Source organism: Sessilibacter corallicola (genome assembly GCF_021290925.1).
Classification (GTDB): Bacteria; Pseudomonadota; Gammaproteobacteria; order Pseudomonadales; family Cellvibrionaceae; genus Sessilibacter; species Sessilibacter corallicola.
This window is the reverse complement of the sequence record NZ_JAJSLX010000005.1, coordinates 110,489-135,611: the sequence shown is the minus strand read 5'-3', so window position 1 is coordinate 135,611 and position 25,123 is coordinate 110,489. Positions and strand designations below refer to the sequence as shown.

The 25,123-nt window shown below is 44.9% G+C and carries 22 protein-coding genes; 9 read left to right on the top strand and 13 right to left on the bottom strand.

Annotated elements, in window-relative coordinates; genetic code table 11:
• Positions 1-818 precede the first annotated feature (818 nt).
• Positions 819-1,436 (top strand): chemotaxis protein CheC, encoded by a 618-nt coding sequence (locus LU361_RS19140; RefSeq protein WP_233090772.1) that lies wholly within the window; start codon positions 819-821, stop codon positions 1,434-1,436.
• A complete protein-coding gene (locus tag LU361_RS19135; RefSeq protein ID WP_233090771.1) occupies positions 1,415-3,979 on the top strand; it encodes a sensor domain-containing protein in 2,565 nt (854 codons plus the stop codon). The genes LU361_RS19140 and LU361_RS19135 overlap by 22 nt, the downstream gene beginning before the upstream one ends.
• A gap of 72 nt (positions 3,980-4,051) precedes the next feature.
• Here the strand turns inward: LU361_RS19135 and LU361_RS19130 are convergent, their stop codons facing one another.
• Entirely contained in the window at positions 4,052-4,825 is a 774-nt protein-coding gene (locus LU361_RS19130; RefSeq protein ID WP_233090770.1) for an SDR family NAD(P)-dependent oxidoreductase, read from the bottom strand.
• A 102-nt stretch (positions 4,826-4,927) separates the two neighbouring features.
• On the opposite strand from LU361_RS19130, the gene LU361_RS19125 reads away from it, so the two are divergent.
• Positions 4,928-5,284 carry a winged helix-turn-helix transcriptional regulator gene (locus LU361_RS19125; RefSeq protein WP_233090769.1) on the top strand — a complete coding sequence of 119 codons (357 nt, stop codon included), beginning with the start codon at positions 4,928-4,930 and terminating at the stop codon, positions 5,282-5,284.
• 13 nt (positions 5,285-5,297) lie between these two features.
• On the opposite strand, the gene LU361_RS19120 is transcribed toward LU361_RS19125, so the two are convergent.
• Entirely contained in the window at positions 5,298-5,891 is a 594-nt protein-coding gene (locus LU361_RS19120; protein ID WP_233090768.1) for a hypothetical protein, read from the bottom strand.
• A 379-nt stretch (positions 5,892-6,270) separates the two neighbouring features.
• On the opposite strand from LU361_RS19120, the gene argE reads away from it, so the two are divergent.
• The 4 genes from argE to ilvD all read left to right on the top strand — a co-directional run bounded on the left by argE (position 6,271) and on the right by ilvD (position 12,047).
• Entirely contained in the window at positions 6,271-7,416 is a 1,146-nt protein-coding gene (gene argE / locus LU361_RS19115) for an acetylornithine deacetylase (protein ID WP_233090767.1), read from the top strand.
• Between the two features lie 187 nt (positions 7,417-7,603).
• On the top strand, positions 7,604-8,914 hold the full coding sequence (argA, locus tag LU361_RS19110) for an amino-acid N-acetyltransferase (protein ID WP_233090766.1): 1,311 nt from the start codon (positions 7,604-7,606) through the stop codon (positions 8,912-8,914).
• 612 nt (positions 8,915-9,526) lie between these two features.
• On the top strand, positions 9,527-9,751 hold the full coding sequence (locus LU361_RS19105) for a hypothetical protein (protein WP_233090765.1): 225 nt from the start codon (positions 9,527-9,529) through the stop codon (positions 9,749-9,751).
• 460 nt (positions 9,752-10,211) lie between these two features.
• A complete protein-coding gene (ilvD, locus tag LU361_RS19100) occupies positions 10,212-12,047 on the top strand; it encodes a dihydroxy-acid dehydratase (protein ID WP_233090764.1) in 1,836 nt (611 codons plus the stop codon).
• Positions 12,048-12,306: 259 nt separating this feature from the next.
• On the opposite strand, the gene LU361_RS19095 is transcribed toward ilvD, so the two are convergent.
• From LU361_RS19095 to lgt, 8 genes are all read right to left on the bottom strand, one after another.
• Entirely contained in the window at positions 12,307-13,668 is a 1,362-nt protein-coding gene (locus tag LU361_RS19095; RefSeq protein WP_233090763.1) for a tetratricopeptide repeat protein, read from the bottom strand.
• A 14-nt stretch (positions 13,669-13,682) separates the two neighbouring features.
• Complete coding sequence (locus tag LU361_RS19090; RefSeq protein WP_233090762.1) at positions 13,683-14,288, bottom strand: energy transducer TonB; 606 nt, start codon at positions 14,286-14,288, stop codon at positions 13,683-13,685.
• A gap of 7 nt (positions 14,289-14,295) precedes the next feature.
• On the bottom strand, positions 14,296-14,700 hold the full coding sequence (locus tag LU361_RS19085; RefSeq protein ID WP_233090761.1) for an ExbD/TolR family protein: 405 nt from the start codon (positions 14,698-14,700) through the stop codon (positions 14,296-14,298).
• A gap of 42 nt (positions 14,701-14,742) precedes the next feature.
• Positions 14,743-15,270, bottom strand: coding sequence for a MotA/TolQ/ExbB proton channel family protein (locus LU361_RS19080; RefSeq protein ID WP_233090760.1), 528 nt, complete (start codon positions 15,268-15,270; stop codon positions 14,743-14,745).
• Positions 15,271-15,281: 11 nt separating this feature from the next.
• Positions 15,282-16,655, bottom strand: a complete 1,374-nt coding sequence (locus LU361_RS19075; protein ID WP_233090759.1) for a MotA/TolQ/ExbB proton channel family protein — start codon at positions 16,653-16,655, stop codon at positions 15,282-15,284.
• Positions 16,652-17,437, bottom strand: coding sequence for a DUF3450 domain-containing protein (locus tag LU361_RS19070; RefSeq protein WP_233090758.1), 786 nt, complete (start codon positions 17,435-17,437; stop codon positions 16,652-16,654). The genes LU361_RS19075 and LU361_RS19070 overlap by 4 nt, the downstream gene beginning before the upstream one ends.
• A 629-nt stretch (positions 17,438-18,066) precedes the next feature.
• A complete protein-coding gene (locus LU361_RS19065; protein ID WP_233090757.1) occupies positions 18,067-18,900 on the bottom strand; it encodes a thymidylate synthase in 834 nt (277 codons plus the stop codon).
• Between the two features lie 77 nt (positions 18,901-18,977).
• A complete protein-coding gene (lgt, locus tag LU361_RS19060) occupies positions 18,978-19,808 on the bottom strand; it encodes a prolipoprotein diacylglyceryl transferase (protein ID WP_233090756.1) in 831 nt (276 codons plus the stop codon).
• Positions 19,809-19,936: 128 nt separating this feature from the next.
• Here lgt and LU361_RS19055 point away from each other — a divergent pair, with 128 nt between their 5' ends.
• A complete protein-coding gene (locus LU361_RS19055) occupies positions 19,937-20,713 on the top strand; it encodes an NRDE family protein (protein WP_233090755.1) in 777 nt (258 codons plus the stop codon).
• 67 nt (positions 20,714-20,780) lie between these two features.
• Here the strand turns inward: LU361_RS19055 and LU361_RS19050 are convergent, their stop codons facing one another.
• Genes LU361_RS19050 through LU361_RS19040 form a run of 3 tightly spaced genes read right to left on the bottom strand, consistent with a single transcriptional unit; the run spans position 20,781 to position 24,202 of the window.
• Positions 20,781-21,368 (bottom strand): shikimate kinase, encoded by a 588-nt coding sequence (locus LU361_RS19050; protein ID WP_233090754.1) that lies wholly within the window; start codon positions 21,366-21,368, stop codon positions 20,781-20,783.
• 50 nt (positions 21,369-21,418) lie between these two features.
• The gene (ptsP, locus tag LU361_RS19045) at positions 21,419-23,701 is read right to left on the bottom strand and encodes a phosphoenolpyruvate--protein phosphotransferase (RefSeq protein WP_233090753.1); all 2,283 of its coding nucleotides are present in this window, start codon (positions 23,699-23,701) and stop codon (positions 21,419-21,421) included.
• Positions 23,702-23,704: 3 nt separating this feature from the next.
• On the bottom strand, positions 23,705-24,202 hold the full coding sequence (locus tag LU361_RS19040) for an RNA pyrophosphohydrolase (protein WP_233090752.1): 498 nt from the start codon (positions 24,200-24,202) through the stop codon (positions 23,705-23,707).
• A 218-nt stretch (positions 24,203-24,420) separates the two neighbouring features.
• Here LU361_RS19040 and LU361_RS19035 point away from each other — a divergent pair, with 218 nt between their 5' ends.
• Positions 24,421-25,074, top strand: coding sequence for a histidinol-phosphatase (locus tag LU361_RS19035; protein WP_233090751.1), 654 nt, complete (start codon positions 24,421-24,423; stop codon positions 25,072-25,074).
• The last annotated feature ends 49 nt before the right edge of the window (positions 25,075-25,123 follow it).

The following is a 25,123-nucleotide window of genomic DNA, read 5'->3' as shown; positions in this document are numbered from 1 at the left end:
AAAATATTCGCGTAAAACTTAGTCACGAAATTCTTTTTTTGATTAATACATACGATTTTTAGCATAGACTTGACCAACACGAAAACACGGCTTAGCCAATATTTTTTGTAAGCCGAACGTATTTATTCAAATCACACGCAACGGTTGTTTACCGACAGGTTGGATATTTCAAAATTCGATTAAAATAAAAGATTGCAATTCCCAGCTTTTATCAAACAACGCTGTCTCAACGGTTTCACACTATTATTTCGTGTGCAATTAAGCGATGACCAAACAGCGCCAATATTAAAACACAGGAATAAAACCCAGCCGCTCGGCAATATTCAAAGTAACTCACCCGTTATACACAGCTGTTTACGCCAGTTATTCACCGGATAGTTTTCACGGCCCTGTTATTCAATTATTTCTCGACAAAAATTTTGTATAGAAACTAACGCTGTATAACGCGGTTTTATGTGCCGACTTTCTTGTATTCACAAAAGTATCTGCTACAAACAATAGAAGGCTCTGTTAATTTCCCTGGACAATTAAGGCGGGAAAAACCTCTATTTAAAGGCTTTTAGATTTTTCAACCTATTTGTAAGGTCATCTCTAACACGGGCCACGTCCCGCTATTTAAAGTCTTTGTAACGCTCGTCTACAGGTTTTATCGCACTAAGAAGACGGTTCCTCAATACTTCATAGTCAGCCTAAAGTTCATTATTTAATTGTCGTTATAGTTATTGCCATACCGCACATTTTGATCGCTCGACCACAATCCCATTGCTGAATAACAACGCAATAAACTATGACAAACAACGAAAACCGATTAGCTGATAATGAATAGCATCTACAAACACAACGACACCCAACCGCTTGAGAATTGCATAACCCAAGGACTTGCAAACTCAGCAGCAACGATTTCTAAACTGTTCGGCGGCCCTGTGATTCTCGCCATTACCGAACAGAGCCTGTACGGCGACTACGAATTTTCAACGCCACACGATCACGTTACCAAGCCTTCCCACCTCATTCGACAATCCATCGCCGGCGATACCCTTGCCAGTATATTGCTCGTTTTTCCCGACGAAAAAATATTGCAATTACTGCCCGGACACATCGACCATTTAGGCGATGAATCCACAGCGCCTATCACCCAAGAAGCGTTGATGGAGTTGGGCAATACACTGTTGAATACCTGCTTAAAGACACTGATTGTGCAAGCAAAGTCTAATATCAAGTTGTCTTCGCCCGAATTAGAAGGTGGCATTTTGTGTGAGTTACTCAACTCTTATCCACAAGATGCTTTGTTTTTTAAGATCTCTCTACGCTGTCAAAATCGAAATCTCAGTTGTGATTTGTGGCTGTTGATAGATACAAGCCTGGCACAACACCTTAAGCCGGAAAACCGATACGGCAATCGAGGAGTGGACAAGTGCAAGGTTTTATCAAATTAAAACAGGTTGTAGATTCACTCGACTGTGGCGTGATGTTGTTAAACGCCACTCTCAAAGTTATTTACATCAACGAATGGATTTACAAACGCGCTGATATTCACCCTCACCAAACCGATAACTCGCATTTGTTAGAAGCGTTTCCAGAATTAAAATCGACCCGCTTTTACGACTGTTGTGTCGATGCCGTTAAATTGCATTTGCAATCGTTTTTGTCCAACTCATTTAATCCCTCGCCGCTGCCGCTGTACGATCCCAACAGTGTTGGCAATGAGCTCTATCGTTTGCAGCAAAGCATCACGATTAAATCCCGCGACATCGGCGATGAGACTTACTGCGAAGTCGTCATCAGCGACGTTACCGCCTCCGTAATTAAAGAGTGCTGGCTCAAACGTTTGGCCAACGCTTACCGAGAAGAATCGTTAACCCGCAAACTCGAACAAACTCAGTTATCGCGCATTATCGACAATACCGCCGACGCCATTTTGGTGTTTACCCACACTGGCGCAATTGAACTGGCAAACAGCTCGGCCGAAGATTTGTTCGGTTATACACGCGAAGAGTTCGAACACGTTCACCTCAACGATTTACTCTCAAAAGATCAAATCAAGCAAAACGCTTCGGTTTATGACCGCATCATGCTGTATTTAAATAGAGCCCTAGATAATGATCAGAATCTGAATTTACCGCCGGTAGCAACCAGCCTCAGTTCCAAAGACGGCCGCAAGGTGCCGGTGGAGATTAAGTTTTCCACCAGTAAAGCGGATGAAAGAATTAACATCATCACGGTGATTCGTGATCGCACCAACGAAATTGAATCCGAACGCATTTTTCGCGAAAGTGAAAACCGCTTTAAAACCCTGGCGAAAATCGCTCCTGTGGGAATTTTCCGCACCGACAGCAACGGTGTTGTCCGCTACGCCAACGAAACCTGGCTGCAAGTGACTGGCTGTAAACACACGGATTTACACCAATTGACCTGGCACGACATCATTGAAAACGAAGAGCGCGATCAGGTTCGGCAACGGTGGCACAAGTCTAAATCGAACAAACTGGGTTTTAACGAAGAGTTCTGTCTGCGCACACATGAGAAAACCAACAAAAAAACCTGGGTGATCGGTAACCTCATGGCCGAATACGATGTTTATAAAAACATCATCGGCTTTGTTGGCACCTTCACCGACATCACCCAACAACGGTTAAATCAGGAAGAAATCGAGCGCATGGCGTATTTTGACGCGCTCACCGGTTTGGCCAATCGTCGTTATTTTAAATCCAATCTCGATCGCCAAATTAAATTGTCAAAACGCAGCCAAGGTATGTTTGCCTTAATGGCTTTGGATTTGAACGGCTTTAAATCCATCAACGATACCTTCGGTCACGACGCAGGCGATAAAGTGTTGGTTGAAGTGGCCAAGCGCTTGACCGCTTGCGTGCGCGAATCCAATGTGATTTCTCGTATTGGCGGCGACGAGTTCAATATTTTGGTGTCGGATTACGACCAGCCCAAAGATTTAATCCACATCAGCAAGCGTATTTTGGATTCGATCAAAGCCCCCATCGATGTCGGCAACGACGAGGTTTCCGTCTCGACCAGTATCGGAATCACCATTTATCCGGGCGATGCGCAATCGCCAGAGCAGCTGATTAAAAACGCAGATCTCGCTTTGTACAGCGCCAAAGAAAATAAACGTGCGTTCTTCGAATTTTTCAATCCAACTATGAACGAAAAAGCCGAAGCAACTATGCTGCTTGAAAAGCAAGTGCGAGTTGCTTTAGACGAAGACCAATTTGAAATCTATTACCAACCGATCATTGCGGCGGAATCCGGCGAGATCTGCCGCGCCGAAGCCTTGGTGCGCTGGCGTCATCCCGATAACGGCCTGTTATTGCCTGCGGAATTTATCGCGCCGTTGGAACGATGCCGTATCATTCACGAGTTTGGTTTGGAGATCATCCGCAAGGTGGGTGAGTTTTCAAAAGAATTGTCTGATATTAAAAAGCTCAGTGGCGATTTTCGAATTTCGATCAACATGTCGCCCGCTCAGTTTTTAGAGCCGCACTTCACGGAAAAATTTAACGCTTGCCAAAAAGAAGTTCAGTTTGATTGGCGCAAGATCGAAGTAGAAGTCACTGAAAAATCGTTTATCAGCAATGCCAAGCACGCCGATAAAGTAATGTTGGAACTGCAGAGCTACGGCGTTTCCTTCGCACTGGATGATTTTGGATTAGGTTACGCATCCCTCACCCACTTGACCACACTGCCCATTGGCTTGGTTAAAATTGACCGTGCGTTTATCGCGTCAATGAACAATAATCCGAAAAACCGGGACATTGTTCTGGCGATCATAGAAGCCACTCAGCGCTTAGGCTGCGCCGTTGCCGCCGAAGGCGTGGAATCGGAAGAACAAAAACTGTTTTTAGAACGGTCTGGCTGCGATTTACTTCAAGGGTTCCTAATTGCCAAACCCATGCCGCAATCGCAATTTCTCGATTTTGTCGACGACAAACACTCAACAGTTGTATCGATAAAAAATGCGAAATAAAACAGCAAGGGAAGCCCGAAGACGAGCTTCCCTCAATTGCTTAAGATGTGCCTGTTAATAAGCGCGAGATAATTAATTTCTACCCGCCATTACGCCACCATCAACATCCAGCACCGTGCCAGTAATCCAGCTAGCGTTGTCTTTTAATAAAAAGACAATCGCATCGGCGATATCGTTGGCTGTTCCAATTCTGCCGATAGGATGGAAATCGTTAAACCCTTCTAAAGCAGTATCAATTTCAGCGGGATCAATAAACGAGCCGTAAATTGGTGTTTTTACCACCGCCGGGCTGACGCCGTTAACGCGAATTCCCTCACCCGCTAATTCCATGGCCAAATGCTGAACCATCGAATGCAATCCAGCTTTTGCCATAGAGTAAGCACTGGACGGAGTTGCTTTAACCGCCTGTTTTGCCCACATGGAACCAATGTTGACGATGGAGCCGCCGCCGTTGGAAATCATATTTTTCACGACCGATTGGGTAACAAAAAACGTCGCTTTGTTTAAATCCATGTATTGATCGTAATCTTGCTCGGTGTGATCAATAAAAGGTTTCGGGAAAAAATAACCGGCGGCATTCACCAAATATTTAATGGATGCCTGCATGTTATCAATAATAGTTTGAAGTTTCTGAACGTCTTCTGGGTTGTACAGATCTGCTTGAACAGTCTGCACTGGCGCACTGTCAAATTGCGATAAATGCTTTTCAGCATCATTTAATTTTTGCTGGGCACGACCGACAATAACCACAGGAATGGCTTGTTTTACCAATTGTTCTGCGACTGCCAAGCCCATTCCGCTCGAACCGCCAACAATCAATGCAGTTGAATTCATTTGCTGATTCATGGATGTGTCTCCTTGATGTAGTATGGAGAAATTATCCTTGATAGGCGCGGCTTGCATAAGTAAGCACAATTCAGCCACCTAGGAACAAATTGGTATAAGTTAATGAAAACACAGGAAAAATTTTTTCGAAAAGCATCAACCAGCCAGCAAGCGGCACGAATGGTCGAAACCATTGTCGGGTGTAAGTGGTCGTTAACGGTTTACCAATTACTCGAACATGGCATTAACCGACCAGGCGAAATGGTGCGCTGTGTGGAAGGTTTAAGCACCAAAGTGCTGAATGATTGCTTGCGAAAAAATATTGATTTCGGAATTATCGATAAACAAACCTACCTCGAAACTCCAGTGAGGGTGGAATATTCGCTGACGGAATTTGGCCGCCAATTTATCAATATTTTAGACGGCGTGGAAAAGCTGCAAAATATGATTGATACGGAAACCACATCGCAACCAGGTTGATAAAATTTGTGTGTTATTCGGCTTCACGAATTACTAATCGCTCAAACTTGCTGGCACTGGTTTTTTCAAACAAAAAGATAATGTAACTGTCGAGACTGATATCATCTAAGATAAATTGAATTTGGAATATTTTTGCTGGCTCATTGGGTAAATTAACAAATTCAAAAACGTCATTGTTTTCACCGTGATAAAACACAGGTAATTCCGTGACGAGACAACAGTTCAGCCGTGTCATAGTTTCGCCTAAACAGGCATTAATAATAATATTACCCAACTCCAACAGCGCGTCTTTTTTAAATTCTTTATTGCCGCTGGATTCGCTGGAAAAATAACAACACGGATCGGATAACAATACCTTCACCACGCTCTCAGGCAATAAAATAACCGCCGTACCGTCGAGGTCGCCGTTAAATTGTTCACTGAGGGCAAAATATTTTTGGAACTGCTGCAATTGATCAACACCAACGTCTTCTATTAGCGATTCATCAATTTTTAATTCGATTTTCTGCCCAGCAATTTCGACCAAATGTTTTGCCGCACGCGCAAGGCCAGTTCTAATTAATTCCAACGTTGCGTAATAAATTTTTAGTTCGTTTGAACCGTTCATGGATCTACTTCTTTCTCACCTTATACTGTGAGTCAATTAATCGTCATTAATTAATAAAAAGTTGTCGGTAACACTCAATCATCACTAAGAAAACTTAGCACTATTGATAACTAAATTAGCTATTTATCCCGTTTTTAATTAATTTTTTGTTTACCTTAGTTATAGACACAAAAACAACGAATTACTACCGCGATATTCGATAAATTCTTATCGTTCACACTTCGTTATTGATCTAAACAACCAATAGAAATCCAATTGAAACACACGTGGTTGGGGATTAATCAAAGTAATCCAATGCTCAATTAGCTATGTAACACGCAAAAATGCTAATGTTGGGAAAACAAAACGACAAAGCTCACCATCACAGTTAGGTCGACCCATGAAATTACCGTCTTACGAACAGCAATTATCCGCACTGGTTGCTACGCCTTCAGTGAGCAGTGCCCACCCAGATTTAGACACCAGCAATCGTCCTGTACTTGATATCCTCGCTACTTGGTTCCAAGACCTAGGCTTCTCGGTGGTTTATTTGCCGGTTCCAGGTGAGCCAGATAAAGCCAATTTACTAGCCACACTGGGACAAGGTGACAGCGGACTGGTGTTATCCGGCCACACCGATACGGTTCCTTTTAACGCCGAACGCTGGCAACAAGACCCGTTCAAGTTAACCACCCGCGATGAGCGCTGGTACGGGCTCGGCGCCACTGACATGAAGGGTTTCTTTCCGGTCATTACCGAGGCCGTAAAAGGTATTAAGGCCGAACAACTCAAGCAGCCTATTATGGTGTTGGCCACTGCCGACGAAGAAACGTCCATGTCGGGTGCTCGCGCGCTGGCGGAAATCGGTCAACCGAAAGGCCGCTACGCCATTATTGGCGAGCCAACCAATTTACAACCCATTCGCGCTCACAAAGGCATTATGATGGAGTCTGTGCGTATTCAAGGTTTGGCCGGCCATTCATCGAATCCTAAGCTCGGAAAAAACGCCATGGAGGCCATGCACGAGGTGCTCGCCGAACTTCTACTGTTTCGCAAGCAAATGGAAGCCAAATACGAAAACGCGAGCTTTGCCATTAAAACGCCAACACTGAATTTGGGCTACATTCACGGCGGCGACAATCCCAATCGCATCTGCGGTCACTGTGAATTGCACTTTGACCTCCGTCCGTTGCCCGGTATGTCGTTAGAAGATTTGCGCGCTGAAATCAGCCAACGCCTGCAACCGATCAGCGAGAAATTCAATACACCGTTAACCTTTGAAAGCCTCTTCCCTGGTGTTCCCGCGTTCGAGCAGCCGCAAAACAGCGCCTTGGTGCAAGCTGCCCACGAACTCACCGGACAAACGCCGGAATCCGTCGCCTTCGCAACAGAAGCGCCGTTTTTACAGGGACTAGGGATGGAAACTCTGGTCATGGGACCGGGTTCAATCGATCAAGCCCATCAACCCAACGAATACATTGCGATGTCGCAAATTGATCCAGCGGTTGCGGTATTAAAAGGCTTAATAAAGAAATTCTGTATGTAATTCTGATCGCGTGGCGGGACGCTCAAGTAGAAGAACGCTGCGACCCTTCTCTTTTTCTCTGGGGGGTATTTTTGGTAATTGGTCAGATACCCCTAAAATACCTGGTTATAATACAATGGACTCGGCAATTGAGCATTCCTCACTCGCCGGATCGTAGCATCATTCTACTTATAGCTGGGTTAGTACATTGGCCAATAACGATTACATCAACTGGTTTCGCGCATCATCGCCTTATATTAATGCTTATCGCGGCAAGACCTTCGTTGTTTACTTGCCGGGAGAGGCGATTAGGCATTCGAATTTTCACACCATTATTCAAGACTTAGCATTATTGAATAGCCTCGGTGTGCGGCTGGTGATTGTTCATGGTGCCCGCCCACAGATTGATGAGCAAATTTCTGCTGCCGGTATCGAACCCCTATTGGTAGAGCGCACCCGCGTGACTGATGCCGAATCACTGCCCCACGTATTGCACGCCGTTGGTGCCACTCGCTGTGTCCTGGAATCGGCACTGTCCACGGGCCTGCCCAATTCCCCCATGCACGGCGCCGATATATCTGTGCTGTCTGGCAATTTTGTTGTCGGCATGCCCAAAGGCGTTATCGATGGCGTGGATTTTCAATTCTCCGGCAAGGTTCGAAAAATTGCCGATCAGAATTTAGTACAAGCGCTGAATAATAATGCCATCGTGGTTATTTCATCGCTGGGTTACTCACTCACTGGCGAAATTTTTAACATTCCAGCCTCGGAAGTGGCCAGTGAGGTTGCCATCGCTTTAGGAGCAGACAAGCTCATCACTTTTATTCACTCCGATGGCCTGTTAGATACGCATGATAATTTGGTTCGACAATTACGAGTTTCCCAATGCCCGAATTATTTTCATGCGAACGATAAGAACGACACTTCGATTATCTCTTCCCTAAAGAGTGCCTACACAGTGTGCAACCGTGGTGTACCGCGCGCGCAATTGATTAATTTTTGCCAAAGCGGCGCTTTGCTCGGTGAATTATTTACCCGCGAAGGTCATGGCACTTTAGTTCATAGCGATAGCTACGAAGAAATTCGTCCAGCGACTATCGATGATGTCGGCGGTATTTTAGGCTTAATAGAACCGCTGGAAGAACAAGGCATTTTGGTTCGCCGATCACGTGAATTATTAGAGCGAGAAATTAATCAGTTTTATATTTTAGAACTCGATGGCACGATCATCGGTTGTGCGGGACTGTACAGTTTTGGTGACAGTGACGTCGGGGAGCTGGCTTGTGTGGCAACCCACCCAAATCACCAAGGTTATGGGTATGCGCCGAAACTGCTCAATAAAATAGAAATAGAAGCAAAAAATCTCGGCTTTAAAAAAATATTTGTCCTGACCACTCAGACAGCTCATTGGTTTATCGAACAAGGATTTAAACCCGCTGACATTTCTGACTTACCCGCGCAGAAACAATCGGCGTATAATTTTCAACGCTTGTCCAAGGCTTTTATCAAAAACCTATAAATACCGATAAAAATACAGTTTTTTTACCAATAATAGTCTTACCAATTCAGCGACATAAAAGAAATTTATAGAGGCACTCATTCTTTTTTGTCGCATTCCATTTACGACTTTATAAAACCTGCAATTAGTTTTTCTTTTTTCGTTGAATTAGATCAAATGAAAATAGTGTTGGTTTTCACACTTTCTGCACTATAAAAATACACTATGTAGGGAAGTAAATTTAGCTATAGATTTTCTCTGTATTTTCTTGGTTTATTTTTAGCAACGAAATTCTCAGAAATACCTCTCATTAATTTCAAATTAAAAATATACAGCCTGTTATTTAGGCATATTTCTAAAATTAATTTCATTTCGTTAAATTAATGGCATCCATACTGCTTTAACTTCAATGTTCTTGAAACAATGCGCTCTGAAAATTTGGAAAAACCCCAGAAATTATTATTAGACGAATTCAGTAAGCCATGGCTAAACTAAGCCTCAAGAAACGTAAAATTCTTCACCAGAAGATTTGACACAGTTTGTGAGACAAAGCTTTGCCAAATCACACAATAATAATATAAATTAAAAACAGACAATAATTTTAATAGTTATTGGCAAATAGAGGACTTGTTTATGGGCATCGATACTATCTTATTAAACCAAAACTTCGTTTTTCTAATTGTTCCATTTATTGCATTAGCATTATTTGCGTTGCCATTTTGGCTAACATTTAAAAAGACTGAAATTTCTTCGGTAACATCAGCGTTACTTTTAGTACCATTTGTGAATATTGTTTTTATGATCTACGTTTTAGATTCCGCTAATCGCCAACAACCTGCATTGGCAAACGTAGAATAAATATAGTCTGCATTTGTTACATTCCATCTACGGAATTCCTGGTAACAAACCGAATTAATAGCCTGCCTGTAGTGATAACTTAAATAATAACCCTATTTAAATATCCGTGAACTGGTTTCACACTACAGGCAAGCTTTCTTCTAAAGACGCAACTCTCTCTTCTTCCTTAGTCAACCAACTCTCTGCTCTACGTTCAAAATCTCAATTGCGAAGTGTTATCTCTTAAGAAAGCTCTGATTAACCTCCGTAATCTGTCGGTCGCAGTTATGTATACACAGAGGTAATTTCGACCCTTTTAGGTGTGACCAAAAGACGGCTTTCGATGTCTAATTCAGGTGCCGCTATTTTGAACTCAGTATCTACTAGCGGTTGAGGTCTAGCCTATTCATTGCTTTCTGGTATGCTTAGCGCCCATTTTTAAGCCAGAAATCACCAAATATAGGTGAATCAGGAGCCGATTATGCCTGCTTACCGTTCCAAGACGTCTACTTCCGGTCGCAATATGGCCGGCGCGCGTGCACTTTGGCGCGCCACGGGAATGAAAGACGACGACTTTCAAAAACCAATCATTGCAATTGCAAACTCATTTACTCAGTTTGTACCGGGCCATGTGCACCTAAAAGATATGGGCCAATTGGTTGCTCGAGAAGTAGAAGCAGCAGGCGGTGTAGCAAAAGAATTCAATACCATTGCGGTTGATGACGGTATTGCGATGGGTCACGACGGTATGCTTTACAGTCTGCCAAGCCGCGACATCATCGCTGACTCCGTGGAATACATGGTCAATGCACACTGCGCCGACGCCTTGGTGTGTATTTCGAACTGCGACAAGATCACCCCAGGAATGTTGATGGCCGCAATGCGCTTAAACATTCCGGTTGTGTTTGTCTCTGGCGGTCCAATGGAAGCGGGTAAAACCAAGCTTTCCGAGAACAAACTCGATCTCGTCGACGCTATGATCGTTGCCGCTGATCCCAATGCCAGCGACGAAAAAGTCGAAGAATATGAACGCAGCGCCTGCCCAACCTGTGGTTCGTGCTCAGGTATGTTCACTGCAAACTCAATGAACTGTTTGACCGAAGCCTTAGGGTTGAGTTTACCGGGCAACGGCACCATGCTGGCTACCCACGCAGACAGAGAGCAATTATTCAAACGTGCTGGTCATTTGATCGTAGATTTGGCCAAACGCCATTACGAGCAAGAAGAAGCCAATATCTTGCCTCGCGATATTTGCACGAAAGCGGCATTCACTAACGCAATGACGCTCGATATCTCTATGGGCGGCTCGACCAATACTATTTTGCATTTATTGGCAGCGGCGCAAGAGGCAGAAGTGGATTTCGATATGAGCGATATCGATGCGCTTTCACACAACGTACCTCAGTTGTGTAAAGTGGCTCCGAATGCCCAGCAATATCACATCGAAGATGTTCACCGTGCTGGCGGCATTATCGCCATTCTTGGCGAACTCGCTCGCGCTGGCAAGCTCGATACTAGCGTACCAACGATACATTCAAAATCACTGTCGGAAGCGATTGAGAATTACGATGTTGCGGTAAATTACGACGACGATCTGCAAACTTGGTTTAAAGCAGGCCCCGCTGGAATTCCAACACAAACCGCATTCAGCCAGGCAACTCGCTGGCCTTCTCTGGACTTGGATCGAGCCAACGGCTGTATCCGTTCTTACGAAAATGCGTATTCCACCGAAGGCGGCCTTGCGGTGCTTTACGGCAACATTGCCGAGAACGGTTGTGTCGTTAAAACGGCCGGTGTCGACGAATCTATTTTAGTATTCGAAGGCACAGCGCACGTCACCGAATCACAGGATGAAGCTGTGGAAAATATTTTGGGTGGCAAGGTAAAAGAAGGTGACGTTGTCATTGTTCGCTACGAAGGTCCAAAAGGTGGACCTGGCATGCAAGAGATGCTTTACCCGACCAGCTACCTGAAATCTGTTGGCCTGGGCAAAACTTGTGCGCTAGTGACTGACGGACGTTTCTCCGGTGGTTCTTCCGGTTTGTGTATTGGTCACGTTTCACCAGAAGCGGCTTCTGGCGGTGCGATTGGCTTGTTGGAAGACGGCGACAAAATTCTCATCGACATTCCAAACCGCAGCATCAATTTAGTGATCTCTGACGAGGAGCTTGCCGCTCGTCGAGCAGAGCAAGATAAGAAAGGTTGGAAACCTGCCAAAGCGCGTCCAAGAAAAGTATCTGCGGCATTAAAAGCCTACGCGCATTTCGCTACCAGTGCTGATAAAGGTGCTGTCCGCGATTTATCGAAATTGGATTAACCCATCCTTTGAATTCGCTGGGCATAGGACTTCGCGTCTATACTCAGCGAATTATTCACATTGAAAAACCGAATAAAATTTTTTTATTTTTTACTGCGGTAATTTTCCTCATTAAATAGCGCTCGCTTTTTATTTTCTGATTTTTAAAACCCCGCCAACACCTTTTTATTCTTTGCGAAAAATTTTCGAATTTAAAAAACACGAAAATTACAGACATAAAAAAACCGGCATAAAGCCGGTTTTTTTATTGATGCGAAGCTTAGGAATTTAGCTTTTGCTCACGCTCTAGCTCACCTTGGCAATACTTCATCCAGTTTTCCGCGAATGCTCTGCTGCGCTTATCTTTTGCAGCTTCTCTAAACGCGTTAATGGCTGGTTGCCAACGACCTAAATTTGCATTTGCCATACCGATAGAAACATACAGAGAATCTTTACGATTGATATCGCCAAGCTTAAGTGCTTTATCGGCAATTTCTAACGCTTTCTTCTCTTGGTTGTCATCGACGTACAAACCTGCCAAGCGAGCGTACAAATCTCCTTTATTAGAAATTTGCGCTGCTTCGGTAAGTGCAGTGATGGCTTTTTCTGTTTCCTGAGAAATCAGCCAAGCATTGGATAAATGCTCTAAATTCTTGGAAGTTTTCTCTATCAGTTCAGAGTCCATTCCTTTCTCAAGAATTTTAGCCGCTCGGAAAGAATAACCTTCACCCATCATCATAAAGACAAGGTTTAGAGCTTCTTGCTCTTTATCTACCATACCGGCAACGTAGGTTGCGTCAGTTAGATAGATTTGGTCATTTTCTTTACCGATCAGTCCGTAAATACCCGCAAGCTGTTTGTAGTAGCTTGGTTTCGGGAAAGTACGCACTAAGATCTCTAATATTCCCGCCACTTCTTTGTAGTTCTCACGTTCGAACTCAATCGCCAAAGCAATGGAATACCAGTTTTCTTTCGGCTGCTTACCTTTCTCTTTATAAAGATCGATTGCCTTGTAGATGTTCTTCAAGGAGTTATCGAAGTCTTTATTTTGGTAATAGGCTTGCGACAACAATGCGTAGTTATCCGCATTGATGAACAAAGGATCTTGCTGCTTAAACCACGCCTGTAGTGATTCAAGTGCACCTTTGTAATCCTCAGATACGAATTGCAACTGAGCAACGGTATAAAGCGTTGATAGCTCAAGTCCCAATGGAATGTTTGGTGATTGTGCAATCACTAGCTTGTAGTACTTAACCGCTTGAGTGTAATTCTCAAGGCTGTAGTACACAAAACCGTAGGTGTTGTACAAGTTAGCTAGCTCGTACTCATTCCACTTTTTCGCATCTTTAGCTTCCAGTTTTTTCAACTCAGCAAGTGCTGCGTCGAAATCTGGTTTTGCATCTTCGTCGTCTTCCGGCGGATTAACCAGCGCGTTAACAACAGCAAGCTTCTTAAAAACCGGCTGACTAAGAGCCGGTGTTTTACGAGTTTTGCGTTGTGGTGCTTCATCTTGCGCCTTAGCTTTGGCGAAAGATGACTGAACACCGAAGGCATCCAAAACAACCGTTGCGGCCATTGGAGACAAGGCCAAAGGCACTGCTAATGCAGCACTTTTAAGAAACTGAGTTGTGTTTAATTTCATAACCTAACTCCCCCTTATTTGGCAATCGCAAAAGTAATTTTGTTTTGTACACCAGGTACTTCAATCGGGTTGCCGTCGACAACACGAGGCTTGTACTTAAACTTCAGTGCGGCGTTAACAGCTGCACGATCAAAGATTTTTGGTGGATCAGCTTCTACAACAACCGGATCACGCACTTGGCCTGATTTAGTCACCGTAAATTCAACGATAACGTATCCTTCGATGCCACGCTGAAGCGCGCGTCTTGGATAAACCGGTTGAACTTTAACGATTGGGAGATATTCCCCATCGCCACTGAAACCACCTAAACCTTTAACGTTGAGGTCTGCCTGGGCAACTGGTGCACCAACCGAAAGGTTGCCTACATCGATATCAGGAGTATCGATTTCAACATCCGGTAAATCTGGTGGCGGCTGCTCAGGTTCTTCCGGCTTGTCAGGTTTTGGCGTTTCATAGCGCGCCTCAACCGTTGTTTCCGGCATAGTAATGTCAACGATGCGAGTTTCTTCACCTTCTTCAGGTGCTTTGCCATCGGTATGAATCAGAAAAGTCATCAGTGCAAACAAGCCGCCCGTTACAGCAACGGCGAGTACACCAGCAAGGATAAGTCTAATAGGCATAATAGGCTTAACCTCTCTCTGTTGATACAGCAATGTTAGCAATACCCACTTCTCGAGCAGCTTCATACACTCGATTAATGGTCTCGATGTTTGCCGTAGCGTCAGCTTGAATCACGACGCCTCCTTTCGGATTTTCAATATGCAAACGCTCGATAATTTGTTTTACGTTGCGCGGATCAACACTTTTCTTATCAATCCAAATCTCATTTTTTTCATTGAGAGCAATAAGAATCGCGGCGTTTTTCTTGTCGATATAGTTCGTAGCCTCGGGTCGATTAACCTCGACGCCGGGGATTTTGATGAACGAAGCAGTCACGATAAAGAAGATCAACATGATGAACACGACGTCCAACATCGGTGTTAAATCAATCGCACCTGCTTCCTCCTCCTGGCTCTGGGTTCGTCTACTCATTGGGAGTCCTACCAGCGAAATTGTTATTTTTTGGCAATGGACCTAGTGGTCCATTGTCAAATGGTCTGCGAACAAATGATTTTCTCGCTCTGCAACTCGATTAACGTAGGTGGAACCAAATACACCAGATAGAGCAGCAACCATTCCCGCCATTGTCGGGATTGTTGCCTTAGATACACCGCCGGCCATCGATTTTGCATCGCCACCACCGGTTACCGCTAACACGTTAAACACCTCGATCATCCCGGTTACTGTACCCAACAGCCCCAATAATGGAGCCAAGGCAACTAATGAACCTATGACATCAAGGTTAGAGTTAACTTTAATGCTAACTCTTGAGATTAAAGCATCACGAATTCTATGGGCTTCCCACGATTTACGTTCATTGCGCGCTTCCCACAAGGCGAGAGCAGCGTTGGCATCGGAACGTAAACCGAACTTGAAGTACCACACACGTTCGAAAATCAGAGTCCACATCAGAAATGTGAGCAGCGCAATCCAGAGTAAGATGTTACCGCCTGAGGCGATAAACCCATTGATTGCTTCTAGCGCATCGGATAATCCTGACATGGCGAATCTCCTTACTTGCGCTCAGAATTTTCTGCAACAATTCCAGCACTTTGTTCTTCAAGAACGTGAAGAACTTTCTTAGCACGACCATTTACGAAGGTGTGCATTAGAACCACAGGAATCGCAACAACAAGACCAAGTACCGTGGTTACCAAGGCACCAGAGATACCGCCAGCCATTGCTTTTGGATCGCCCGCACCGAAGATGGTGATTGCCTGGAAGGTAATGATCATACCGGTTACGGTACCTAGTAGACCTAACAAAGGTGCAACCGCAGAGATAATTTTGAGGAGACTTAAGCCAGATTCGATTGAAGGCTTCTCTTTAAGAACCGCTTCTTCAAGTTTCAACTCAAGAGTTTCAGAATCTGCTTCTGGGTTATCTTGAGCAACTTTCAATACACGACCCAATGGGTTGTTGGTATTTGGAGAAGAAGGAGACTTCAATTGTGAAGCTACTTTACCGCTGACGATGGTCAATACGATTAGGCGGAAGATACCTAACAACATACCAACAACACCAACCGCACTAATGATGTAACCAACCACACCACCTTGATGCCAGCGCTCTTCAAGATCAGGGCTGTTAATCAATGCAGATAGGTAAGTACCACCTTGAGGACCTGTTGGGTCAATACCTACTTTGGTGAAACCAGAAGTAGCGCTTTCAACAGCTGCGGCAGAAGATAAGTATTTACCTGCTGGTTGGCGAGTTAGCTCAGCCATTTTGCCGTTGTCGGTGTACTCTAGGTATTTACCGTTAGAGATAAGGTTGTAAGTACCGATACGAACAACGTCTTGAGTTAATTGCTCACCTTCAGGAGTAACAACGGTGCCAGAGAACTTAACAACTTTACCACCTTCGATGGTTTCACGTTGCAGTTCATACCAAAGACGCTCAATTTCCTCGATAGTAGGAAGCTGAGTCGCACTGTTCATCTTGCCAATCAATTGGTCTAAGAATTCAGTACGGCCTGGGTATTGAGCACTGATAAGTGAAGAATCAATGTTTGAACGAAGGTCACCAGCAGTACCCGTTAAGTGACCGAAAAGTTCTTTCAAAGAACCCAAACGATCTTGTAACTGCTGACGCTTTTCACCAACAAGGATTTCTTGGTCTTCGTAGGTTTGCTCTAAAGTTGCAGAGCGATTCTCTTCAGAAGTACGAATAGCTTTTGCTTCTTCTAGAAGCTGAGCTTGACGATTTTTTTCGCGACGGAAGTTAGCTTCACGCTCACGGTGTTCTTTGGTTTCAGAGAAACGATCGTCTTGAACCATCTTTAGAAGCTCGTCTAAAGTGGCCGCTTTGTCCTGGGCAAACGCGCCAGTCGCTAATACACCTGCTGCAAATGCAACCGCGATTTTCTTTGCGAAGGTCATTTTCATTGTGCAGCCTCCGGTGCCAAAATTGGTAAATCTAGGATATCGATAGACGCTTGTTTCTTAGCGATGCGAATGCCTTTAAGGATGGCACTGCGGTAGGCACCTGAATCTAAAGGAACCCATTGGCCCTGGGCAGAATCCCACGCGCCAGATAGCTGAGTGTCTTTAGTTTGATAAAGTAACGCGATACGACCGACTTGAAGTACGTTCACTTCACGCTCAGAACCGTTAACGTTCAAGCTATCTTCGTAAGTACTGATGCGACGACCGTACTCAGCTTCGATTTTGTAAAGCTCTAAAACTTGACGGAATTTCTCAGCAACGGAGAAATCTGCGCTCGCCATGTTTGACTTAACTTTTTCCAATTCTGCAGCACGAACGGCTGGGTGGAATGGCATATCTAACGCGAGGAATTGCTCTAGCCCTTCAAGCATACGAGCAACCAGAGGTTGGATCTGACGTTCAATAACGGTGACGTTATCGATAGATTCTTCAAGATCGTTGATTACATCCAACTGCGCTTGAATTTGAGCTTCAAGCTGAGAGTTATAAACGCGCAAACCTTCGATTTGCTTGTTTACGGTTTTGAACTCTTGGAATAATGCATCAGTTTCAGTCTGAAGCTTATCAATTCTTTGCTGAGATTGAATCCCAGCTTTAACTTTTGATTCACCGACTTTAAATATCTCATCCAAAGTCTGATCCGCATACACTTCCCCACCAAAGAAAGCTGCTGCGGAGATGAAAGTGGCAGCCGCCACAGCCTTCACTCGCTGCTTTTTCATATTTCCCCCAACTCGGGTGCTAGCAAAAAATAGTAAAATTAAATCCAACTCAATACAGGAATTAAAAAAAGCAACTTCGAACGTTGCTTTTTATAGATGCCCGATTAAGGGTTTTTGTGAGAACAAGAAATTGCTTGTTCTCGTGCACTAGGCAACAGTCATCCAATACTGCGCCAGTCTAGTAGCAGATGCCATAAAGTAGCTTGTGCATATTACACATGCAACTTACAGGAGAGGGAACAACCCGAAGAGACTACTTTTTATTTGATAACACCTAATGGAATGTTCTGCCAAATAACTAAATAGTATTTCGCCCCTTTAATTATCGTTATGGTCCCAATCCCACAAAATACTTTAAGCTTGGCATTAGTTTTTTTCACAACCTTGTGTCTTGATATTTACCACGCAATTTCTATGCAACCTTTAAGCTATATCCCTATATTTATTATTTTATGAATTCCGAAAAGCCGAATAGTTAACTGGGCTTTTACAACTCACCTAACTAGACGAGTAAGTCAGATTTTGCATCACTTTTATTGAAATTTAAACTACTAATCCCTATTTCTGTCCGGGAAAATATGGAATAAAGCCTAAAAAATTCAATAAATAGCCTCTAAATTTTTTCTTAATCAAATCGCCACTGGCGCCGAAATGTGGGGATGCGGGTCGTAATTTTCGAGGGTAAAATCCTCAAATTCAAACTGAAACAAATCTTTAACATTTGGATTTAACGTCATTTGTGGAAGTGCTCTTGTCTCGCGAGACAACTGCAATTCAGTCTGCTCCAAATGATTTAAATAAAGATGCGCATCCCCTAATGTATGTATAAATTCCCCCGGTTTTAAATCCGTAACCTGGGCAACCATTAACGTCAACAACGCATACGACGCAATATTAAATGGAACGCCTAAAAATATATCAGCGCTGCGTTGATATAGCTGACACGATAATTTTCCGTCGGCGACATAAAACTGAAAAAAGGCATGACAAGGAGCCAGAGCCATTCGTCCACAATCGACATTATCTTGCGGAGCCACTTTTTCGTCCGGCAAATCTGAAGGGTTCCAAGCCGAGACAATAATTCTGCGAGAGTCCGGTTTGGTGCGTAACTGCTCTAAGACATTGCTAATCTGATCAATATTGGGGCCAGACGGATTCGGCCATGATCGCCACTGCTTGCCGTATACTGGACCTAAATCTCCGCCGTCAGTTGCCCACTCATCCCAAATCGATACGCCATTATCGCGCAAATATTTTGTGTTGGTGTCGCCTTTAAGAAACCACAACAGCTCATGGATAATTGAACGCAGGTGACACTTTTTTGTGGTCACTAACGGAAAACCTTGAGCGAGATCGAATCGCATTTGATACCCGAATACGCTGAGCGTACCCGTTCCTGTGCGATCCGATTTTTCTACACCGTGGTCGCGGACGTGTCTCATTAATTCGAGATATTGTTTCATTGAAAGTATTAAACTTAAATTTTAAAGTTAAATTAAGCAGCGTATAGAATTAACGTTATTTATTATTTTTTACAAAATTACGATTTTATATTTACGCTATCTGACGATTTTTCCTGGGATTTCGGTATACCCTTTAGATTGAAATAGACGAATAAAGCGACGCCGATAACGATCATGGGGATACTGAGCAATTGTCCTCGGGTCATCCAACCCAACATGTCAAAACCAATATGACTGTCAGGCTCACGATAAAATTCCACGATAAACCGAAAACTTCCGTAGCATATCAAAAATAGTGATCCAACTGTGCCTGTTGGTCGCGGTTTGCGTGAATATAAGAACAGAATGATAAAGAGTAAAAGCCCTTCCAGCGCCGCCTGATACAACTGCGAAGCGTGGCGAATTTTCTCTTCTGGGTCTTTCGGGAAAATCATTCCCCATTCGGAGGTTGTCTCACGCCCCCAAAGCTCCTGACCGATAAAATTACCCAAGCGCCCAAATCCGAGCCCCGGCGGCACCATCGGTGCGACAAAATCCATCAACGCCAAAAAGTGAATTTTCAGTTTTCTGGCGTACAAAGCCATAGCAACAATGACACCGATTAAACCGCCGTGGAAAGACATTCCTCCTTCCCACACCCGAAACAGCCACGCCGGATCTTCTAAAAAACGCTCAAATTGGTAGAAAAATACATAGCCGAACCGACCGCCGACAATCACACCAATCGCCGCCCAGACGATTAAATCGTCGACGTGATTCTTTTTTAGAGGTGTCCAATCTTTACCGGCGCGGTGAGTTGCCAAGGTCCATGCTGCGACAAATCCCGCCAAGTACATAAGACCGTACCAATGAACGGTTAATGGTCCTAAACTGAATGCAACAGGATCTAGTTCCGGGTATTTCAGCATTTTAACTCCATAAATTGAGCAAATAGACTCAATATGTTTGAAAAAGGTGACGGATTTTCTAAAAACGGCCGTCGAACTTCTAGATATTTCAGGTAGACTAGCCGCTCTTTATGACCAGTGATTGATTTATGTGCTTAATTTTTATCGCCCATCAGCAACACCAAGATTGGCCTTTAATCATCGCCAGTAATCGCGATGAGTTTTTGAATCGCCCTACGGAACCCGGCCATTTTTGGGGCCCGCAATTTAACCTGCTCGCCGGTCGGGATCAAGAACACGGCGGCACCTGGATGGCGATTAACCGCCAAGGCAGGTTCGCAGCGGTTACTAATTATCGCGACCCGAACCAAGCCATCGGCAAAGTCAGCCGCGGCCAAATGGTGACTGATTTCATCAATACCGAGGCATCGGCGAAAGACTACGTCTCTGGTTTGAATCCAAGCGATTACACCGGCTTCAACTTTCTCGCTTTTGATGGCAAAGAATTCTTCTACACCAGCAACAAAGCAGAATCAATCCAAGAGCTGACACCGGGAATTTACGGATTATCCAACCATTTGTTGGATACACCTTGGCCGAAGGTAGTCAGTGGAAAGCAAAGATTTGCAGAAATCATTGATCAACAGACCGTATCTGTTGATGATTTGTTCGATTTGATGACCAACACCGACCGCGCAGCCACAGAAGATCTGCCAAGTACCGGGGTCAGTTTAGAACTTGAACATCACCTTTCGTCACGATTTATCACTCCAACCGCAGACAACATCCCCGACAGTCACGGCAATTACGGCACTCGAACCTCAACGATCATCCTGATCGACCACAAAGGTCACGGTCGCTGGTATGAACGAAATCACGATCAAGGATTGGTCAGTGAAGGGCCGACGGCTGAATTTGAGTGGTAATCTGAGTTTTCGCGGCTACTGGTAAAAGCAGTAGCCGTTCATGCAATAGGTGCGTGTAATAGAAGAATTACACCAGCGCATCAAGCATAAGCTGTAAGCACTGTTGCGGAGTTTTCTGCTCGCAATCGATGGTGATGTCAGCGTATTTCGAATACAACTCAACGCGCTCTTCCATCAGGGACTCAAAACTCTGCCCCGGTGCGCGCGCGATTCCCCGCTCTTCGTAATTGTGAATACGACCGCGCAAGGCATCTAACGACAATGATAGATACACCACGCGCCCGTGCTTGCGCATGTTTTCCATACCAAGCTCGCTGTAAACCGCGCTTCCACCAGTCGCAACAACCTTTGGCGTTAGAAATTTCAGTTCAAGCAGGACTTGCTGTTCGACATCACGCAACGCTAAGTAACCGTTTGCGTCCATGATTTCTTGCAGTGTTTGGCCTTCACGCGTTTGAATGGATAAATCGGTATCAACAAATTCCATACCCAATTCTTTTGCGAGCAAGACCCCTAGAGTACTTTTGCCCACACCGGGCATACCCACTAATACAACACTTTGCTTTTGTACTCCCAAGGTACCTACCTCAACCATAGAAAAAATAATTATATACATCACGTAAGAAGGCGATGTTTTAGCGATAAATACCGCCACAAGCAACCAAATTTTGCGATTTGTGGTTAAATTTTATCGATAAGAATGGATTATTGATCGATCTCGATGTCTTCTGTGGCCGCAGGCGTGCGCAGTAACTTGTAGACTCCGGCTTCTTTCAGAAACTCATCGACACTGTGATTCACACTGGGGGCGTCAGGAAATTCAATCACCTGAGCGAGCAGCTCTTCGGCGTCTTCGACTGTAATCGCGCGCAGCGCCGCTTTCACTTTCGGCAAATTAGTAGCATTCATCGACAGCACATCATAGCCCATTGCCACCAACAACATGGCAGCCCCAGGATCACCGGCCAATTCACCACAAATGCTCACTGGTGTGCCTTGGCTGTGCGAGTGCTCGACAATATCTTTTAATGCTCGCAATACGGCGGGATGCAAAGATTCATACATACCCGCGACTCGACCATTGTTTCGATCAACGGCCAACAGATATTGGGTTAAGTCGTTGCTGCCCACAGAGAGAAAATCGACGCGCGCAGCCAATTCCCGGGCCTGATAAACCGCAGCTGGAACCTCTACCATCACGCCAATTGGCGGCAGTGAAATCGCGTAATTTTCATCGAGCAGCTCGTGGAACGCCCGATAGATAAGGACTTGGGCTGACTCCAACTCACTGACGCTGGAAATCATTGGCAGCATAATGCGCAGGTTGTCCAAGCCTTCACTGGCTTTCAGCATCGCGCGAATCTGGGACAGGAAAATCTCAGGGTGATCGAGCGTAACGCGAATCCCGCGCCAGCCTAAAAATGGGTTGGCTTCTTCGATGGGAAAATACGGCAGGGATTTATCACCGCCAATATCCAACGTGCGCATCGTCACAGGATTAGGATGAAAGGCTTTTAGTTGCTCGCGATAGATTTTGCGTTGTTCTTCCTCGGATGGAAAACGATCACGCAGTAAAAATGGCACTTCCGTGCGATACAAACCCACGCCTTCTGCGCCGCGCTCTAACGAACGCATAACATCAGCCATTAATCCAGTATTTACCCACAGTGCAACTCGGTGATTATCCAAGGTTTCACAGGGTAAATCGGTAATCGCCTCTAGCCCTTCAACCAGTTGCTTCTCTTCTTCGGCAATGTGCTGATATTGGCTGACCAGCTCTTCAACCGGATCGGTAATGACAAGACCGCGATAGCCATCAACGATGATCGAGCGCTGATCCATCTTAATGTAAGGAAGATCAACCGCACCCATAATGGTGGGAATGCCCATAGCACGAGCCAAAATCGCCACGTGGGAGTTGCTCGATCCTTGAACGGAAACCACGCCCGCCAATCGACCTTGAGGAACTTCGCCCAAAATAGACGCCGTCAGCTCTTCGCCGACTAAAATCGTGTTGTCTGGGTAAATTCGACACTTCGCCGCCGATTGCTGCAAATGCCCGAGAACACGTCGGCCTAAGTCGCGCAGATCGGAGGCTCGCTCACTCAAATAGGCATCGTCCATATGAGTAAACGCAGCGACGTGATTGAGAATGACCTGGCTCCAAGCCCAAGTTGCACTCTCACCGGTATGAATGCGATCGGTAACTTCTTTAATGATGGTGGCATCGTCTAGGATGGCCAAATACACATCAAACAGCGCCTGTTCTTGCGCGCTTAAACGGCCTTTTAACTGCTCGGCGAGATGCTCGATGTCAGTTTTTGCCCGTCGCATACAACCGAGCAGAAATTCAATTTCGCTGTCGGGATCGTCACAGACAGTTTGAGCCACAGCCGATAAATCCGCCGGCGGAGTAACCACAACACCCTCGCCGAGAGCAACACCACCTGAACAACTGACGCCACTGAATCGCGCTTGCTTAGGGGCAGAACCGATAGAACCAAGGGCACCAGTCGCTTCGGCGTGGGCGATCACCCCGGCCAGCTGCGCCGATACCGTCACCAAAAAGGCTTCTTCGCTTTCGTCGAACTTTCTGTTTTCAGACTGTTGAACAACCAGAACACCGAGCACTTCGCGGTGATGAATGATAGGAGCGCCCAGGAAACCCTGGTATTTTTCTTCGCCGGTTACCGGGAAATATTGATAGCGAGGATGCTGAGCAGCATTCTCCAGGTTGATAGGCTCGGCCCGAGCAACAACCCAACCGACCAGACCCTCGTCAAAACCCAACACCACTTGACCGACCGATTCTGACATCAGTCCTTCGGTGGCCATAAGCTGGTAGTTTTCTTTTTTGGTACGCAGATAAATAGAACAAACGTCGGTTTGCATGATTTCACGCACTCGCTGAACGATAATATCCAGCGCAACATGAAGATCATGTGTGCTGTTTACCTCTTGGACCAGCGTGCGCAGTGAATGCAACATAGATTATTGCCCGTAAGCGGTCTCCAACTGACTGTGCAGAGCCGACAATTCTTTGAGTGCTCGACGATAAACATCGCGTTTAAACGCCACAACTTTACCCAGCGGATACCAGTAACTGACCCAGCGCCACTGGTCAAATTCCGCATGGCCGAACTTTTCTAAATCAATGGATGAATCCTTTGCCACCAGCCGCAGTAGAAACCACTTCTGTTTTTGGCCAACACAAATGGGCGTGTTGCCTTGGCGAATTAACCGTTTTGGCAAGCGATAACGCAGCCAACCGCGCGTGCAACCGAGTATTTCTACATCCTGGGGTTTTAAGCCAACTTCTTCAAACAGCTCTCGATAAAGGGCTTCTTTAGGAGATTCATTTTCATTGATACCACCTTGGGGAAACTGCCATGCATCTTGACCATTAACCCGCCGGGCCCACAACAAACGACCTGCGTTGTTCGTCAAAATTATCCCCACATTCGGGCGAAAGCCGTCGGCATCAATCAAACCTAACTCCAAAAAAATCTTCGATGAAACTTCAATATAAACTATTGTTTCACAAGTTTCACAATTTCAGAAACTTACCCCCATTAAAATTAGCTAAATAATTCCATCTGCGCGTTAAAACAGTGACAAGAACCCTTCCCTTCTAGGAAAATACCATTAATGTTCGTTCTGTGCTCGAACATTACATGCTGCACCTGCACAATAGGCGAGGAAATATTTTGAGTTTAGCGATTTTTGATTTAGACAATACGTTAATTCGTGGCGACAGCGACCACAGCTTTGGCGAATATTTAGCGGACGAAGGCTTGGTCGATGCCGATGAATTCCGCGAACAAAACGACCTTTTTTACCAACAATATTTGCAGGGCACTTTGGATATTTTTGAATACTCGCAATTTGCCTTAAAAACCCTCGTCGGTAAAAGTACCGATGAACTTTCATTCATCCAAAAAGATTTTTTCGCCAAGAAAATAGAAAAAATGTACTTGCCTAAGGCGCAAGAATTAATCGACTCACACCGAGACCAAGGTGACGACCTGCTCATTATCACCGCCACCAATCGATTCGTAACCGCCCCGATTGCACAGTGGTTAGGCATTACCGAATTGCTCGCAACCGAGCCAGAAGTGATCAATGGTGCCTACACAGGAAAAGTTGTCGGAATTCCGTGCTTCCAAGACGGAAAAGTAAAACGTCTCAACGAGTGGTTAAAATCCTACAACGGCGATTTGAACAACAGCTGTTTTTACAGCGACTCTTTCAATGATATTCCGCTACTGGAAATTGTTGATACTCCCGTAGCAGTTGACCCGGACGATAAATTACGAAAACACGCAGAAAATAATCACTGGAAAATCCTGTCGCTGCGCTAACCATTGACTACGGAAGATAATCACGGAATGAACAACGCAAGCTCAAAAC